Source organism: Treponema sp. UBA7567 (assembly GCF_002476655.1).
Lineage (GTDB): Bacteria > Spirochaetota > Spirochaetia > Treponematales > Treponemataceae > Treponema_D.
On record NZ_DLLH01000073.1, the window covers coordinates 1 to 15,310 of the forward strand.

General features: G+C 40.4%; 10 protein-coding genes. 9 read left to right on the top strand and 1 reads right to left on the bottom strand.

The features are described 5' to 3' along the window. Nucleotides 1-122 precede the first annotated feature (122 nt). The 3 genes from B3Y13_RS09080 (at nucleotide 123) to fabG (ending at nucleotide 2,814) form a co-directional block, all read left to right on the top strand. A complete protein-coding gene (locus B3Y13_RS09080) occupies nucleotides 123-902 on the top strand; it encodes a class I SAM-dependent methyltransferase (protein ID WP_296667732.1) in 780 nt (259 codons plus the stop codon). Nucleotides 903-1,099: 197 nt separating this feature from the next. Next, the gene (locus tag B3Y13_RS09085; protein WP_296667730.1) at nucleotides 1,100-2,053 is read left to right on the top strand and encodes an ACP S-malonyltransferase; all 954 of its coding nucleotides are present in this window, start codon (nucleotides 1,100-1,102) and stop codon (nucleotides 2,051-2,053) included. 17 nt (nucleotides 2,054-2,070) lie between these two features. Further along, nucleotides 2,071-2,814 (top strand): 3-oxoacyl-[acyl-carrier-protein] reductase, encoded by a 744-nt coding sequence (gene fabG / locus B3Y13_RS09090; protein ID WP_296023040.1) that lies wholly within the window; start codon nucleotides 2,071-2,073, stop codon nucleotides 2,812-2,814. 69 nt (nucleotides 2,815-2,883) lie between these two features. On the opposite strand, the gene B3Y13_RS09095 is transcribed toward fabG, so the two are convergent. Beyond that, a complete protein-coding gene (locus B3Y13_RS09095; protein ID WP_296694079.1) occupies nucleotides 2,884-3,729 on the bottom strand; it encodes a polysaccharide lyase family 7 protein in 846 nt (281 codons plus the stop codon). Nucleotides 3,730-4,052: 323 nt separating this feature from the next. On the opposite strand from B3Y13_RS09095, the gene fabF reads away from it, so the two are divergent. From fabF to B3Y13_RS09125, 6 genes are all read left to right on the top strand, one after another. Next, nucleotides 4,053-5,297 carry a beta-ketoacyl-ACP synthase II gene (fabF, locus tag B3Y13_RS09100; protein ID WP_296694084.1) on the top strand — a complete coding sequence of 415 codons (1,245 nt, stop codon included), beginning with the start codon at nucleotides 4,053-4,055 and terminating at the stop codon, nucleotides 5,295-5,297. Nucleotides 5,298-5,668: 371 nt separating this feature from the next. Then, nucleotides 5,669-6,097 (top strand): 3-hydroxyacyl-ACP dehydratase FabZ, encoded by a 429-nt coding sequence (gene fabZ, locus B3Y13_RS09105; protein WP_078930743.1) that lies wholly within the window; start codon nucleotides 5,669-5,671, stop codon nucleotides 6,095-6,097. Nucleotides 6,098-6,296: 199 nt separating this feature from the next. Next, nucleotides 6,297-6,620, top strand: a complete 324-nt coding sequence (locus B3Y13_RS09110; protein WP_296023051.1) for a hypothetical protein — start codon at nucleotides 6,297-6,299, stop codon at nucleotides 6,618-6,620. Between the two features lie 213 nt (nucleotides 6,621-6,833). After that, nucleotides 6,834-13,559: a hypothetical protein gene (locus tag B3Y13_RS09115; RefSeq protein WP_296694087.1), complete on the top strand. Its 6,726-nt coding sequence runs from the start codon at nucleotides 6,834-6,836 to the stop codon at nucleotides 13,557-13,559. Between the two features lie 157 nt (nucleotides 13,560-13,716). Beyond that, entirely contained in the window at nucleotides 13,717-14,163 is a 447-nt protein-coding gene (locus B3Y13_RS09120; RefSeq protein WP_296023055.1) for a PilZ domain-containing protein, read from the top strand. Beyond that, the gene (locus B3Y13_RS09125; protein WP_296694090.1) at nucleotides 14,148-15,239 is read left to right on the top strand and encodes an SAM-dependent methyltransferase; all 1,092 of its coding nucleotides are present in this window, start codon (nucleotides 14,148-14,150) and stop codon (nucleotides 15,237-15,239) included. Before B3Y13_RS09120 ends, B3Y13_RS09125 begins: the two co-directional genes overlap by 16 nt. Nucleotides 15,240-15,310 lie beyond the last annotated feature (71 nt).

The window sequence follows — 15,310 nt, forward strand, 5'->3', positions numbered from 1 at the left end:
TTGAGCACAAATGGCAGTATGACAAGCTCTGTTCTATGAATTGTGATTTTATTCAAGGATATTTGTTCAGCAAGCCGATTAGCGCGGATGATGTTCCTGAATTTTCAGTTGCGGTTTGATTTATGACTTTGCTTGAAACTTATTACAATAAATTTAACGAAGAGCATCGCCTTTCGACACGGCATGGAATTGTAGAATATACAGTTGCTCAAAAATATATTCACGAGTGCATAGGCGAACGGAAAAATCTTAAAATTCTTGATGTTGGAGCTGGAACCGGACGCTATTCTGTGGCTTTAGCTCAAGAAGGTCATTTTGTTACGGCGGTTGAGCTTGTTGAACGAAATCGGAAGGTAATTGAGTCAAAGCATCAGACTGGAGTTCATATCTGGCCGGGAAATGCCCTTGACTTGAGTTTTCTGGATGCGGATTTTTTTGACATAGCCTTGATTTTTGGGCCGATGTATCATTTGCACACGAAAGAAGAAAGAATTAAGGTTTTTGAACAGGCTAAGCGAGTAACAAAAAAAGGCGGTTTTATTCTTGTTGCCTATGTTATGAACGATTACAGTATAATCGAATACTGCTTTAAGAAAAACAAAATAAAAGAGTGTTTTGAAAACGGCAGCGTGACAGAAGATTTTAAAACCGTAAGCAGCGAAAAAGAGCTTTACAGTTACCTTCGGCTTGATGATATAAATGAATTGAATAAAATAGCTGGTCTTGAACGCATAAAAATTATTGCGGCGGACGGTCCTTCTGACTATATGCGCCGGGAATTAAATGCAATGGACGAAGAAACATTTGAGCTTTTTGTAAAATATCAGCTGGCAAATGCAGAACGGATTGAATTGCTCGGTGCTTCTAGCCATACTGTCGATGTTCTAAAAAATACAAAATAATTCAAAAATTGCGTTAGCGATGATAGTCCCAGCGTCAGCTGTCCCCGGAAGGGACGGAGCGAATGCGGAGGGGCGGTCGTAGCGACGGCGCAGCCGTAACGCCCTTGCATATTCCTGAAGAATTTTATAAACTGTGCAAAATGACATTTTGTTGATTTTTGTCAAACTCAATTTTTTTATTTTTATGGGAGAAAACTATGGCAAAGAAATATGCATTTTTGTTTCCTGGACAGGGTGCTCAGGCACAGGGAATGATTAAGGATATTTGTGAAGCATATCCGGAAGCGCAAAAGGTTGTTGACGAAGCTTCTAAGATTGCTGGAAAAGATGTTGCAAAACTTTTGTGGGATACTCCTCAGGAAGAGCTTAACCGCTCGGATAACAGTCAGCTTGCGATTACTACGGCAAGTATTGCGATAATGGCCGCTCTTAAAACAAAGGGAATTGAGCCTTCTGCTGCGATGGGATTTTCGCTCGGAGAATTTCCTGCTCTTTATGCCGCCGGAATTTTGTCTTTTGAAGATGTTATCAAAATTGTATGCCAGCGTGGTTCGATAATGCAGACTGTCTGTGAACAGATTGCTGAAGAGAATGCTGGAAATGCGCCTGGAATGAGCGCTGTTCTTGGTTTGCCGCCAGAAAAAGTTGAAGAAATCGCTGCCGGAATCGATGGCGCTTATGCCGCAAATTTGAATTCTGTAAAACAGACTGTAGTTGCAGGAACTGCCGACGGGCTTGCTAAGGTAGAAGAAGCGGCGAAGGCTTGCGGGGCGCGTCGTGTTGTACGTCTTGCTGTTGCTGGTCCTTTCCACTCGCCGCTTATGCAGAGAGCTGCTGATAATTTTAAGGTGGCGCTTGAACCTTTTACGTTTGCAGATCCAAAAATTACGCTTTTTTCTAATGTGACAGGAAAAAAAGTTACAGAAGGCGCGCCTGCAAAGGCAAGTGCGGTTGAGCATCTTACTAATCCGGTTCGCTGGACTGACGAAGAAAAAGTTCTTGCTGATTTGATTAAGGAAGATGGAAGTGAGTGGGCTGTTCTTGAAGTTGGTCCTGGAAAAGTTTTGTCTGGTCTTTGGGGACAGACTGAATTTGGTGCGACTTTGCCTGCTGTTGCTGTAAATACTGCTGAAGTTTTGGCAGCACTTTAATAAATTTGGGAGGAAGTATGTTGCTTCAGAATAAAAAGGCTCTTGTGACTGGTTCTAGCCGTGGAATTGGCCGTGGAATTGTTGAATCTTTTATTAAAAACGGTTGTGAAGTTTGGGGACTTTGTTCTAAAGAAAGTGCCGGAAAAGCAGAAATCGAAGCTCTTGCAAAAGAAAACGGTGTGGCTTTTCACGAAATTTATGCTGATGTAGGCAATGCTGAGCAGGTGACAGAAGTTGTAAAAGCCGCTCTTGCAGAAGCCGGCGGTTTTGATGTTCTTGTAAACAACGCTGGAATTACGCGCGATGGTCTTTCGTTCAGAATGAAAAAAGCTGATTGGGACGATGTTTTGAGAGTCAACCTTACGGCTGCTTTCTTAATCTGTCAGATTGTTTCTAACGATATGATCAGAAAACGTTCTGGTTCAATTATCAATATGTCTTCGATTGTCGGAGTTCATGGAAACGGCGGTCAGGTTAACTACGCTGCTTCTAAAGGCGGTCTTATTGCTTATTCTAAATCTCTGGCTGCAGAAGTTGGAGGCCGCGGTGTTCGTGTAAACTGCATTGCTCCTGGTTTTATCGAAACTGATATGACTAATGTTCTTAAAGAGGAATTGAAACAGGCTATGATTGAAAAAATTCCTCTCAAACGACCTGGAACTCCGGAAGATGTTGCAAATACCGCTCTTTACCTTGCGAGCGACTTGAGTTCTTATGTGACAGCACAAGTTATTGGTGTTGACGGTGGAATGGGCGCGTAAAATTTTACGCTGACAAAGACTTGTTTTTGCCGTATATTTCTTGCTTGCGCGCCTTTATGGCGCGTTTTTTTATTCTATTTTTAATTTTTTCAGGAATATTTCTGTAAAAATTTGCGGAGAATCTTTGTTCTGATAGTATATTCCCGCTTTAAAATAATTGCGTTCATCGGAGAGGACTATTTCTGAAAAGGTTATGCTTTCTTTTTTTTCTCCATCGCGGAAAATTGTGAGTTTTTTGTCTTCTGTTTGAATTTTGATTGTAGTCTCTTTTGAAGGAATCCAAGCACCAAGCTCAATTTTTATTGGATCACCGTTTATTTCGTCTACTTTATCTGCTTCGTAATAATTTCGGATCTTTGCAACGATTTTTCCTTGTTCTGCTTCGATTCGGCAGAGCGGACGGTCTGTTGCTTTTCCGTTTGCATTTGGGAGTTTGCTTGCCAAAAACTGCCCGACAGTAAATTTTGCTTCTGAGGCGTTGGAGCAGTTTCCGAAAAAAGTGTAGGTGAAAGAATGAGTTCCTTTAAGCGCCCATTTTGTTTTTTGGGCAAGTTCTACGCGGACTGAAGAACCGTTTGGAGATTTTCCCTGATCGGAGGCATCGAGTGAAATTCTTATCCAATCTGTGTTGTTTTTGTCCGTGTATTTTGAAAAATATTTGTTTTTGAAATTTGAGTTTTGGGCGAGAGATGCGGTTATCATGCCGCCGTCTTTAGTTCCTGACGGATACTGGAGATTAAAATCGATGTTTCCAGAACTGTCGGCTGGAATGAGCGGGACAGGACTTTGTCTTTTTTCGAGTTCTTCTGATGTGGCGTAAGGCATGACATAAGGTGAGTATTCGCCGCTGCTTGAAGCACAGCCTGCAAGAACTGCATTTAATGCGATTATTTTAAGAAATAATTTAGCGTTCATTTTTTTCTATTTTATAGTCTTTATTTTGAATTGTCTGCTTGTTATTTGATAGTTTAGCAATGAAAAAAACACTTGCTTAAAATGACAAAAACTGATATTTTGTCATAGTAAATTAAAAGAAAGTTAAAATCAGCTTGAAATTTTGCTGGTTTATTATTTTAAACAGTTTTGCGTGGCAAACTGGATTTTTCTATAGGAGGCATGATAAAAATTACATCCGTGTAATTTTTATCATTACAGTTTGCTCAAGCGTTGCTTTTACAAACTGTGATTCTCGCCATCTGTAGCTTGCCGCTAACGCGGAGTTTTATAAGGAGAAAAAGATGAGAAAAATTGTTGTTACAGGACTTGGTTGTGTAAGTCCAGTCGGAAATTCTGCTGACGAAACTTGGGCTGCCCTCAAGGCAGGAAAAAGCGGGGTTGCTCCAATTGCCGGATATGATGCAACTCCTTTTAAAGTAAAATACGACGCTGAAGTAAAAGATTTTAAAGCCAGCGATTATATGGATGCAAAAGAAGCTCGCAAAATGGCACGCTTTACACAGTTTGCTGTTGCTGCTAGTAAAATGGCTCTTGACGATGCAAAACTTTCTGGAAACGAGGCTGTGCTTGACAAGGCTGGTGTTTATCTTGGCGTTGGAATCGGTGGTTTTGAAGTTACAGAAGCCGGATTCAAATCATATTTTAGCTCAAACTTTACACGCACTCCTCCAATGACAATTCCTGAGCTTATTCCAAACGAAGCTGCAGGAAATATTTGTATCGTAAACAACATTCACGGTCCGGCTCACACTGTTTGTACCGCCTGTGCTTCTGGAACAGATGCGATTGGCTATGCTCTTGATCAGATTCGTGCAGGACGTGTGGATGTTGCTCTTGCCGGCGGAACAGAATCTGCAATCAACGGATTTACAAACTTGAGTTTTGGCGTTTTGCAGGCACTTTCTTCAAAATGGACAGACAATCCTTCAAAAGCAAGCCGTCCGTTCGACAAAGACCGTGATGGATTTGTTATGGGCGAAGGTTCAACAATCCTTATTTTGGAAGAATACGAGCATGCAAAAGCACGTGGCGCTAAAATTTATGCAGAAGTTGCAGGATACGGAGCAACAACAGATGGTTACCACCTTACAGCTCCAAACCCGAACGGAATCGAAGGGGCACGCGCAATGACTCTTGCTCTCGAAGATGCTCATGTAAAACCGGAAGATGTTGTTTACTACAACGCCCACGGAACTTCAACACACTTGAACGATGCTGGCGAAACAAAAATGCTCAAAAACGCATTTGGCGACGCTGCATACAAATTGCACATTTCTTCGACAAAATCAATGACAGGACACTGTCTTGGAAACGCAGGCTCGCTCGAAGCTTTTGTCTGTGTAAAAGCAATCGAAGACAACTTTATTCCACCAACAATCAACCTTGACAATCCGGACGTAGAAGGCGGATGCGACCTTGACTATACGCCAAACAAGGGACTTTCAATCGACGTTCCAGTTGCAATGAGCGGAAACTTCGGTTTTGGCGGACACAACGGAATCTTGGTTTTCAAGAGAGCAAACTAATTAAAAAAACTCTAAAAAACGCTTATTGCGAAAATTTTAGGGTTGATTTTTTACAAAAGAGGGCGTGCCGGCTTGCGCCGTCGCGCTTTTCGCGGTTCCGCTGACGCTCCATTGGACGCAGCGAGCTGCTTCCCAACGGCAGAGCCGCCGCTACAATCGCTCACGCGAGCAAAATGCCTGCTAAAAATGCAGGCTCTTTTTTTATAGGAGTTAAGATAAAAACAGCCGAAAATGGCGTCTGTTTTTATCTTTCTAAGTTTGCGTTGCAAACTTACTAATTAACTGCAATTTCTCACTTTGCTACGAAATTGCAATAAAAAGTCAATCCTAAAACTGAAGTTTTAATCTTGACTTTTTATAGGAGAAAAAAAATGGCATTTACAGATATTGAATCACTTTTACCGCACAGAAAACCTTTTTTGTTTGTAGATACAATCGAAAGTTATGACGAAAACGGCTGTGTATGTACACGCAAATTTACAGAAGAGGATTTTTTCTTTAAAGGACACTTTCCTGAATATCCTGTAGTTCCTGGGGTAATTCTTGTAGAAACAATGGCACAGGGCGGTGGAGCCGCATTGAGTCTTCAGAAAAAATTTGACGAAGGAAGCCTGTTCTTCCTTGCGACAGTAAACAACGTAAAATTTAAGCATCAAGTACGTCCAGGCGACACCGTAAGAATGGAAGTAGTAAACAAACGCTGCACTAAAAACATGGTTGTACAGGAAGGAAAAGCCTACGTAGGCGAAACCCTCTGCGCCCAAGCCGAGTGGATGTGTCTCGTAGGAAAAGGCAACTAGCAAAAAGAATGCAAAATAGCCTTTAAAAGAGGCGAGTGGGCACGATTGTGCGTTAGCGGCGGGAAGGGCGCGCTCTGCGCGTTGCGCAAGCAATGCAGGCGAAAGCCGGGAACCCTGGACAGAGTGGCCTGCCAAAGGCAGGTAACGCCCAAATTTTGCATTTTAATGAAAAAAAATTATTTCGTGATATAATTTAGTTATGTTTGATGCAGGATATATCTGTAAAAAAATTTATAAAGCTGTTTATCTCGTCAGATTGATGGGACATTCTCAAGACCCTGTGGCGTATATTCATATTAAGGCCGGGCGGGAAGCTTTTGTTGAAGCGAATGAACTTTATGAGCAGTTTGCGAAAATTAAATGGAACACGTCGCTTTCGACTGCTGATTTGGAAATTTCGCTTGATGAAAGTCTTGCGGAAAATGCCCTGAAAATCGAATTTGTTGAAGATTTTTTTGATGATGAAACTGGACGGACAAATAAATATCCTGTTCACGAAGAAGATTCGGTTATTGTTTTTTAGTTGCCGTAAATCTGAATTTTTCGAGCCCTGTTTTTTTTGAGTATTGAGCGCAAGAAAAGCAGGGTTATTTTTTTGAAGAAAGTGATTTTCTAAACTGGTTTGTTTTTTATGCCGATTTTCTAAAAGGAATAGTTTAAATTTTTGGTTTTTCTGAAATTTTGTGGGGGGGGCGGATTTTGGAAAATTGCCTTTTTTTGAACTGGATTTGAAAAAATGAATAATGTTTTTTTTAAGAAAGATTTTTATTTGCAGTTTATTGACGGAAAAATTTGCGGTTTAGGCGGAATTAAAAAGTTTTTGAGCGTTGCAGTGTTTTTGCTTGCGGCAACTTTTTTTTGTGTGGCAACGGATTATAAATGGAACGGCGCTTCGAGCGGAAATTGGGGCGAGGCTAAAAACTGGAATGTTATTGACGAAAACGGGAACGAAAGCGCTTCAAGTGTTTGTCCAGGAGCTGGGGATTCTGTGAGATTTGATACAGAAGTTACAATCACTGATTCTGTAATCGCCGGAAAAATTGTTGCAGAAAAAGGTCTTGTTTTTGAATCTGATTTAAGCGCGGCGGAAATTGAAGTTAAAAATGGAAATTTATCTGTTGGCGGAAATGTTCTTGTAAATGCAGATGTGAAGATTGAGTGCTCTAAAGTTACTTTTGAAGGAAATCTAGTAAGCCGTTCGAAGGATTCAAAAAAAGATGTTTCGATAACTGGCGACTGCGTTTTTAAGGGGACTGTTGGCTCGAAAGTAAGCGCTTCTAATAACGAAAAAATTAAGAATTTGTCAGTAAGCGGTTCTGTTACTGCTTTTGGCGATTTTTATACAAGCGGAACTTTAACTTTTAGTAAAGATGTGGTTTTGGCTGCGGACGATATTGTTTTTTCGGCAGAAAACAATATTTCGTTTAAAGGCGGCATAAAAGGAAGCGCGTCTGGAAACGGCACTGTTTATTTTGGTGGAACTACAGCAACGGCTTGCGAAATTGAACTTGACGGTTCCGTAATAGATGTGAACAATTTGGTTTTTAACGGAAATGCGGTTTTGAACTCAAGTGTTTCTGCGGCAAAAGACATTGTTTTTAATTCAAATGCAGTTTTGAACTCAAGTATTTCTGCGAAAAACGATATTCATTTTAATGGCAGTGAAGACAGCGTAAAAATCGGATGGTGGACGAATCTTTCTTCTGAGTCCGGCAGCATTTTTTTTGGAAGCGAAACTTCTCCTGTTAAGGTAAGCCTGTCTAATTCTTCTGGAACAATCAGCGTTAATACTAAAAATAGCGGAAAAACATTTTTTTACGGCGGCTTGAACGGAAATTTTGGACTTTATGTGAGCGGAAATGCAGAAATTTATGGAGACAATGTTTTTTCTGGAGAAGTAAACCTTGAAAATTGCAGCGAGTTGATTTTTAAGGGGGCAAATACTTTTGACAATCTTGTAATTGCAAAAAACTGCGGGAATTTAATTTTTATCGAAAAAAACAGTTTTAAAAATACTGTAAACCTTGAAAATTGCGGAATTGTTGAGTTTTACGGAAACAATACTTTTAGCAAAAAGTTTTTTATTAAGGCGGAAACTCTTGCATCAACTGTAAAATTTAAAAATGGTTCATATCAATCATTTTCTTCTATGGAGCTGAAAGGTTCAAGCTCTGAAAATACGGTTACTCTTTCTCTTTCTGTGTTGGATTCTTCTAGTGAAGAGAAGTGGTATGCGGTTTTTTCGGAAAATCCGGTTTCAGAAAACTTTAAATATTCAATAATCGATAAGTCTGTTTCTGTAGTTTCTGTCGGCTCATCGGAAGAAAAACTTCTCGGATTGATTCCTTCGGACAAAACTGTCAAAGATTCTGTGCCGGACAGCCCGACTTCTGAAACTTGGTTTTCGCACAAATATTTTTGGCTTGGAAAATCTGACTCAAACTGGGCAAATTCGTCAAACTGGGCTTACGACGAAGAGGGAAATTATTCGGCTTCTGTTTTTCCTTCGGTTGATGGCGGAAAAAGCGAAATTGTCGTTGCAAAGGGAAACTCTAGCTTAAGTTCTCCTTATATTTTGACGCTCGAAAAAGACGTTAACTTAAAAAGTCTTACTGTAAATAAAGACGCGGCAATTGATTTGCAAAATTTTAGTGTAACTTGCGCAGAAAATTTTACAAATAACGGAACTTTGCGGTTAAAGGGCGAAGGTCAGATAATTTCGGCAAAAATGATCAACGGTTCGGACAGCACTGTTGAATATTATGGAGATTTTTCGGATTTTGTTTGGAATGGAAGCGGCGCTGATTATTTTGAATACGAAAATTTAAAAATTACAGGCCGCGGTAAAACTTCACAGAAAATCAAGGTTTTAAAAGAAGTCTTTGTTGAAACGAGTGGAGATTTTAGTTTTGGAGCGGAGAATGTTTTTTTGGGCGCGGTGAATGTTGAAAACTGCGGAAATTTGGTTTTTGCTGAAAAAAATATTTTTTCTGATGAGGTGAATATAAAAAACTGCGGAGATTTAAGTTTTTTTGGTCAGAATGATTTTAATGGAACTGTCGCTTTGCTTAAGGTTGGAAATGCCGTGATAAACGGTGATTCTGACGGTTGTGTTCTTTCTGGCGGCGCAGAATGTAAAACTTTGAACGCGAAATGTCCTGTAAAATTGAATGGAGATGTGACGACGACGGAAACAAAAACTTTTGAAGAAATTGTTTGCGGTCAGTTTTATGAAAAATCCGTTTTTGCGGCTTCCGATGCTGTTTTGACGGACAAAAAAGCAGTTTATGTAAAAGGTGGCTTGAGTTCAGAGAATAAAAAATTAAAAATAGACGCCAGCGCATTTTGCAAAAGTTCCATTGACGGATTTTTAGAACTAGAAATAACAAAAACACTCGAAGTTGCAGGGAATGTCGGCAGCACAACGCCGCTCGGAGCAATCATTGTTTTAGAAAATGCAATTTTTTCGAGCGCAGAGCCTGTTCAAAAAGTTTTTTCTGTTGGAAATCAAAAATATTCTGGGAAGGTTACGGCTCGGTCTGGGCTTGAAATAAAGGCCGGGGCTGATGGCGCAAATGTTTCTGGCGTTGTATTTTCTGGTTTTGACGTTGCCGGCGCTCTTTCGTTGACTGCGGATTCTGCGGAACTTTTTTGTGCTGATTATATTTCTTCTGGCGAGCAAGTTTTTAATTGTGCTGGCGGAGTAAAAATCCTTTCGGAAAATACTGGAATTTCTGGAAACTGGCAGTGCAAAAATGGCAGAATTGAATTAAATGAAACTGCTTTGGTTTTAGATTTTTCGGACGGCTCGTTGGAAAATTCTTTTGAATTAAAGTCAGAACTCGAGGCTAAAGACGTTTTCTTTTATTCCGGCAAATTGACCGTTGCAAGCGGAAAAACTCTCAAAACTGGCAATTTTGCCGCTTTTGGAAAAAATTATTCTAAAAATGACTCTCGTTTTTCTGCGGAAGAAAATTCGCGGTTTGCATATTTTTGGGACGATACAGATTCATCAATTTTTAAATATAAAGAAAGCGGAAGCGGGGCGGAGCTTTCTGTAAACGGCGCAATTTTTGAAGTTTCAAAAAATTTTTACGCAAATGGACTTGATATAGAAGGTCTTGAATTAAAAATTCCGGACAATTCCGCATCAAATCCGCAGTTCAATTCAAGTTCCACTGTTACAAAAAATCAATGGGGAATTCCTTATGCGGTTGCATTCAATTCAAAAATAACGAAAACAACGGTCAAAGGCGGATGGCTTGCGGCAGGAGCGGATTCTCAAAATTGCGAGAACGGTTTGCAGAATTCAAATGTTCAGTTTGCCGTTCCAAAAATTAAAAAAGCATACTCGGTTTACGACGATGTAATTTTTGTTGAATTTGACTTGCCGCTTGAAAACTCGAATGGCGAAATTGCAGAAAATATTGCAGGACTCAAATATTCTAACGGTTCAGAAAATTTCGAAGGTGTTTATTCTGATTCTGATTGTGCAGAAAAATTGACGGCTGCAGACGGAGATGTGAGCAGTTTTTATTTAAAAGGTCAAAATTCATGGAATACAGATGCGACTGGAACTTTGGCGTGCAGTTCGGCTTTAAAATCTCTGGTTGATTCTACAGACCGAAAAGGCGTTCATAAAAATTTAACGACGGATTTGAGTTTTTTGGAAGGAATTTTTACTTCTGCTGACGGACACACAATGTGCGAAAATTACGGAGCTGGAAACAAAGATGGTTCTGTGCCAGAGCGGTATACTCTGACGGAAGACCGGGCAAGTCCTGTTTTGATTGCAGTTTACACTGGACAGGAGCTTCACACGAACGGAAAAGCCTCGGAGCAAAAGTCTTACGATTCTCACAATTTTATTGAATTTAGATATTCGGAAGCGGTGAACATTGCTTTTGACGATGGCACAATTTTACGGAGCGAAGGCGGAGATTCTAATATCCGTGCAACCGAAAATTTTGGCAAAACTACAGGAAGCGGAACTCATGACGAAAATGGCAACGGGCTTATCGTCAATGGTTTTGCTTCAATTGAAAACGGAAAATTGCTCGCTTTTTCGAAAGATGACTCAGATTCGCCTCATGCGCTTTACCGTCTTTTTAGCACAAAAGCCGGAGAAGAAGACAGCATTCAGACTCATCGCGTTCGTTTGAGCATTGCCGGGTGGACGAACGGAACTGTAAGTTTTACCGACAGTCTGAATCCTTCTTTTAACGGCGAATATCTTTATTGGCCGGGTTGCATTCAAAAAGCAGAAACCCCAACAGGAATTGTTCATTCTCTCGAAAATTCCGCAATAAGCGATCTTTTTGGCAACAGAATTGATTCAAAAGGTACGGAAACAAACCACAAGCTGCAGGTTTTGACAATAAATAACTATCCGTCAGACGGAGAAAAAGACGTTTCTAAAACTGACTCTCTTTACGGTGAATGGGACGTTCTTTGTCCTGTTGTTGCTCCAGTAATAAAGTCTGAAACTTCATGGAACAGCTGGGCTTTGGGAGAAGAACAGGATTCGTACGAAATTTTGGGAACTTCAAACACGGCTTCGGACACGACTTTAAAATTTATCGAAGTGCATTTTTTCGACAACGACAAAACTCAGGCTCAAAAATGGAATTCGTGGTGGCGGACAAGAAAAGGCTGGAACGAAGACGGAAAATTGCCAGAAAATCGTGGCGGTGCGCGTCCGGACGACAGTTTTGCAAATTCAAAAACTTTTGGCGGAATAAGGCTTTGCTCTCTTAAAAATGCAAATTCAAATTTCTCTTACAAAATAAAAAAATCTGACAATTCTGGAACCGAAGCCGAAACAGGAGAATTTTCGTTTGAAGGCGAAACCGACATTTCTCCTGTCGTTTACGGAAATATTTTTAAAGAACAGCATATAAAAACTCAAGCCGACGGACTTTATATTCGTCTTCCTTTGAAAGACAAAAAACTCGCTCTTCGGGCAACTTTTGAACTTTATTACGCTCCTCAAGACAGTTACATAACGGATCTTGCCGGCAATCTTCTTTCAGGTTCATACACGCAAAAAACAAAATTTACATCTCTCGATGTAACTCCTCCTTCAATTGTCATGACTCTTGCCCCGATTGGCGAAAATAAAATTTATGCGATTTTTTCAAAACAGCTGGCTTTTGGAAACGAAAACACATTCTTCAAAAATTTGAGCGAAGCGGAGTTGAACGAAGCATTGTCGCAGATTGCAGAAAGTTTTATTTTGGTAAAAAAAGGTTCTTCCGCAGGAAGTTCCGCCGAAGAAAACGCAATTACAAAAGCAGAATATGTTTCTTCTTCGGACGAATACACGGCGCTTTTGTTCACCCTCGAAAAAACAATAAATCTTTTAGACGTAGAAAACCTTTGGCTCAGAAATGTTGGTTATAATTCGCAAAAAGTTGAAGATGGACTTGGGCTTGCTGTCGCAGACACAAAAATCCACGACTTTTTAGGAAACTACATGACTGAAAATTCAGGACACGCTCTGAGCGATTTTGCAGTAAACGCGCTGGACGTTCTTTATGCCTATGCAGACTCAAAAGACAATGACGACTGGAACAAAAAAGGCATTTACGGCCAAAACCAGGCTTCTGTTTCTAGCGGCTACACTGTTCACGATTTTTCGGCGGAACAAGGAATTTACGATGCGCTTCTCGAACAGCGCGATATTACTCTCCAGATAAAAATAAACGGCGAAATGGAATCTGACAGAAGATTTTTACTCGTGCCTTCAAAAAAATCAGCCCTTTCTTCAGAAATGATAAGCGACAAAATAAACCTTTTGCTTGGAACAGACTGGCGGGTTTGGCTTCCAACTTCGCTAAAGGCAGTTGCAACTCAGCCGAATTCTTCTGTTATGAGCGAAAATTTTCCGGAAAGTGCGGACGGCGGCAACGGAATTTTGTGGAATTACACTCTCAAAAACGAAGATTACGATTTTAATAGCGGAGACGAGATTCAATTTTTGTTCAAATTTACAGACGCGGACGGAAACGACATTTTGCTCGACAACGACGCAGACGATTTTACAGGCGGTTCGGCAAATCCTTCTCCTCTTGTTCCTCTTTATGCGCTCAAAATGCCGCTTGAAAAAATAAATGCCGGCAATTTTTCATTTGTCGATTTGTGGTCGTTCAAGATAAAAAACATAAAGCAGCAGCGCGGTGGTGTTACAATTCTAAACAACGTGATAAACGTAAACGCGCGGGAGCAGACCGTGCTGGAGGTAAATGTGCCGGAAGGCGGAAATCTCAATGTTTTTGTCATGACTGTCGACGGAAACATTGTAAAACGCCTAAATCACGGACGCGTAGACTCCGGAACACATTATTACCGCTGGAACGGAACAAACAACGCCTCAAAACCAGTAGCGCGCGGACTTTATTTTGTGCGCGTTGTTGGTCCTGGAATTGACGAAACACGAAAAGTTTTGTGCGTAAAAGAATAAAAATAATAAAAATTTGGACGGCATTGAACTGTCAAACCGGTCTTTCGCAGTTCCGCTTTTCGCTCCATTAAAAAAGCGAATTATTTTCATAATCCGCTTTTTTAACGCTTCGCGCTGCTGCAGCCCGGCGTAAGTTTTTTTTACAAAAAGAACATTTTTGGCTTATAAAAAAACATTCCTTGACCTTAATTTTTTTATTGTTCATAATCTTACAAACATGGATTTAAATTTTCGAAAAAATATCCGCTTTAATGATTTTGGACGTGCCGAATGTACTGAGATTTCTCCTGTTGCAGGCGCTCTCGAAGATATTAGTTTGAGTGGCTGTAAAATTCATTATGACGCGCCTGTTTCAATCAATATGGAAAATGATTACGAAATTCATTTTCGGCTTTCTCGCGCTGGCAAAGATGCCCTAGTTTTAATGTGCCATCCGCAGTGGTTCAATCAAAAAGACGACGGTTCTTCCGAAGCTGGATTCCTTTTTCTTCATTCTTTGGATTCTGAAGCGTTGCAATCTTATATTTTGCAGCGTCAAAAAGAAGAAATGGTTGAAAAATTCGATGGAATAATGCCTCAAGGTGACACATGCCAGTTTGTATAACAAAATTAGAAGGAACTGCTTTTCTTGCGTTTCCTGAATGTAAAAATCTCCTTGCTTCTGAACTTTCCAGACGTTTTAATTATGGAAAAATTCTTTCTGCCGCGACAATTTCGGGTTCAACTTTTGCCAGCAAAAACTGCCAGTGGTTTGGCGATTTGCTTTATTGTCCTGATTTTTGCGTGGATTCCAGACCAGAAACTAAATCTGCAAAAAACGGAGATTTGCCGTATTGGGCGAGCGTTGCCCTGACAGAGCCGTTTTTGCTTCGTTTTGAATCAATAGGAGAAGCATCTCGCGCTCTAAAAGAAATTCAGAGGAATTGGGCGCCTTATCAGTATCAATTTTTTAGACGCGGAGCTTTAATTCAAGAAAAGCTTCCTTACATCAATTTAAAGGACAAGAATTTTTTTAAGGTTGATGAAGAAAACGGCGAAAAACATTTTTCTCTCGAAATCCCAAAGTCGCCGATGGGCCTTTACACTTTAATTGACGAAAAGACGATTTTTGCAGGAGCTGTAACTTCGAGCTCAATTCCTGCCGGACTTATAAATTTTGTAGAAGATCACGAAAATCCTCCGAGCCGTGCATATCTTAAAATCCAGGAAAGTCTGACACTGGCCCATCATTTTTTTGGAGCTGAGCTTCCCGGAAAAAACTCAAAATGCTTTGAAGCTGGCGCCTGTCCTGGCGGCTGGACTTGGGTTTTGCGCGGTCTTGGAGCGGACGTTTTTGCTGTTGACCGGGCCGAACTTGTTCCTTCACTTATGGAAGATTCCCACGTAAAATTTTTGGCACACGATGCTTTTACTTTAAAACCGGAAGAGGTTTGCGCAGAACTTGACTGTCAAAAACTTGATTGGGTTTTTAGCGATGTAATTTGCTATCCTGAGCGTCTTTTTGAATGGATAAGTCTTTGGCTGGAAAGCGGCCGCACAAAAAATATGATTTGCACGATAAAAATGCAAGGCGAAATCGACTGGGAGCTTGTAAAAAAGTTTGCCGATATTCCAAATAGCCGGGTTGTCCACCTTCATTACAATAAACACGAATTAACTTGGATTCATGTAGAAAAATAGCAGCCAGACTTCTTTGCCGCAACTCTCCTTTTAAAGGCCGAAAGTTGCAGTTTTTTTTAATGACAAAGTTT